The 2,603-nt window shown below is 37.7% G+C and carries 4 protein-coding genes; all 4 read right to left on the bottom strand.

The features are described from left to right. Positions 1–98: 98 nt before the first annotated feature. On the bottom strand, positions 99–521 hold the full coding sequence (locus VMW01_14810; GenBank protein HUW07516.1) for a hypothetical protein: 423 nt from the start codon (positions 519–521) through the stop codon (positions 99–101). 102 nt (positions 522–623) lie between these two features. Then, positions 624–1,367: a nucleotidyltransferase domain-containing protein gene (locus tag VMW01_14805; GenBank protein HUW07515.1), complete on the bottom strand. Its 744-nt coding sequence runs from the start codon at positions 1,365–1,367 to the stop codon at positions 624–626. Between the two features lie 79 nt (positions 1,368–1,446). Beyond that, entirely contained in the window at positions 1,447–2,040 is a 594-nt protein-coding gene (locus tag VMW01_14800; protein HUW07514.1) for an RNA ligase family protein, read from the bottom strand. Between the two features lie 102 nt (positions 2,041–2,142). After that, positions 2,143–2,397, bottom strand: a complete 255-nt coding sequence (locus tag VMW01_14795) for a hypothetical protein (protein HUW07513.1) — start codon at positions 2,395–2,397, stop codon at positions 2,143–2,145. Positions 2,398–2,603: the final 206 nt, after the last annotated feature.

Here is a 2,603-nt window from a genome sequence, read left to right as displayed (position 1 = left end):
TATAAGTTTTTCATAGTTTCATTATAGCATACAAATCTTATTTTGTCAAGTACCAATTTCCTGCGCAGGTCATTTTGACCCGGGTTGGTGGCTTTCGCCTACCAACCGTAAATATCTTTTACATAAGGTGCAAGACTTTTTGTGTAGTAATTTAGTTTCTGTCTTGATACATATTCCCCGTTATAAATCATAATGGTTAGATTGTCAATGTTTCTATTTTCTCTAACCTCACGAAATACATAGTGGTTTGTTCCGTCGTGATGAACACTTGTTTTGCAAATATCTAATCCGTTAGAAAAGATTTTGATAATGTCATAATTTCCCATGTACATGACTTCGCTAAGATTTTTTCCGCCAATCTTATAGCCATCATGCCTACCATTCCATAAACCTAAATCTGCAATACCAAGAATTCTACCATCTAATTCTTTATCAAGATTATCGCACTCGTCAAGAAAAAATAATCCATCGGGGTCTTCGCTTGTGTCATCATAACTATCGTAAATAATATGTTCTGCCATTTTCTGTTTTCCTTTGTTTCCTATATTATATCATAATATCAATTAAAAGTCAAGCAAGCGACCCGGGTAAAATCCCGGGCTTGCGCAAGAAAAATACTGGGGTTAGCCCAGCATTTTCTTTTTCACAAAATTGAACATGAAATTGTCTAATTCTTCTTTGACACTAAAATTTAATTCGGTGTCGCAAAAATTCTTTTTCATTTCGCCGTCCCACTTTTTAGCAAACCATTCTTCGGCGATTGCTTTCACTTCGGCTTCGGTAAACTTTCCTGCTTTGATGTCCATTAAGATTGTATGTTTTTTTCCCTTATTGAACCATAAGGCTTTTTCCATACTGTTAGTTTCCCAAAACTTTTCAATAGTAAATAAGCAACGAATTGCATGATGTGCTTCTTTGGTATCAAAACCAAATTTTTCAATTAAATGTTGTGTGTTCCCTGTTCCTTTGTGTAAGTTGCTCATTTTCTGATTGTGCATCCCTAATGTAGCGGATTTGAAATTTGGGATAATTGCCTGTGCAATTCTTTCCTTGTTTTCAAATAAGAAATCTAAACCGCTGTCATGAGTTCCCTCTGGATTAAACAACACTTGTAAAAAATTGATATTTCCCTTCCAGATTTGCTCGCCTAACTTGCGAACGTCGTGGACTGTGAAGTCAATTGTATCAGAAACTTTTTCATTTGTGAAAAATTTTCCCTTAAACAAGTCAGAAAATGTTGGCATAACAAAAAACTTAAAATCCTTATCGCTTTCAGGTGTTTGTAAATTATGGGCATGGCTTCCCACTAATGCTGTGACCACAACTTCTCTATTTCCAAATCTGTCCATTTCTTTACCTCGTTTCATATACACATTATACCATACTTCCCCAAAATGTCAAGGAAATTTAAAAACTGCGCAGTTCGCTGACCCGGGTTGCTTGCCCCTATTCGGGGACAAGCGATTTAGGCGATGCATCATTCTCAATTGTTTTTTTGAAATATTGTTTTGAGGCTGAGTGGTAAATTACAATTCCTTCGGGTTTCATAAATCCTTCGGATGCGTAACTTCCATTTTTTTCCAAGTTATTCAAAATTTCCTGTATCTTGTTTGTATCAAACAAACCAGAGTACAAAACAGGAACAACATGACAGCAGGAAGGACGATTTCCTAATTCATCAGACCAGCGAAAACTATTGAAAAGGCTAAAACGTTTTTCTTTCAAATCATATCTGCGTTGAATGCCTTGTCCCCACCATTCTCCATAATGAAAACCTGTACCAAGTTTTATAAGTTCATTTGCGTTCTCAAGAACCCAACGAGCAAACCCTGCATTATCTTTTTCTGGAGTAATCCAGCGAGTACGAGAGCCAGCGGTCATAACATAGTCTACGTCCTCATAATTTACATCAATTAAGCCGCCGTTTTTTACACAAGTACCTTCTTCAATAGCAACGATAGCATTTGTACCGTCAATTTTTTCTGAAATAACTATTTCACGAGAAAGTCGTGCAATTTTTCCAAAAGGTTGAAAGTCCATTTTTTAATTCCTTTTTTAATTATATAATATTATACCATATATTTGTGTAAATGTCAACCCGTGACATTTTGACCCGGGTTGCTAGCCCGGGATATGCGCAGTTTACATTTCCATCTTTTCATAGATGTCGTCAAAACCGTCCCGCCACGCAGAAGCGTAAGGCAAGCCGTCCGCCTGCTCTTCCGCCCGCTCATCGGCTTCAGCGTCCTCAAACTTACTGTCTTCCTCCGTACACTGTTCCTGAAAGCACTCACGTTCTTCAAACTCATCCCAACCGCCAGCGTCAAGACCCCAATCTTCCCGACAATCGCCCATCAAAAATTCGTCGCCACCGAAAGAACCAAAATCTTCGTTCATTTTTAATCTCCTCTAATTTTTGATTATGACCATATTATAGCATATGATTTTAGATTTGTCAAGTGCCAATTTCCCGATTTCCCCGATTGCCTGCGCAGCTCATCCTGACCCGGGTTGGTGCTATGGAATATAAGCCATAGCCTCAATAACTGTGCCATATGCATATTTTGGATTTTTTGTTAAAATGTCAATCCAAAAATAACCGT

It is taken from the genome of Williamwhitmania sp., assembly GCA_035529935.1.
Lineage (GTDB): Bacteria > Bacteroidota > Bacteroidia > Bacteroidales > Williamwhitmaniaceae > Williamwhitmania.
This window is presented reverse-complemented; position numbering and strand designations above follow the sequence as displayed.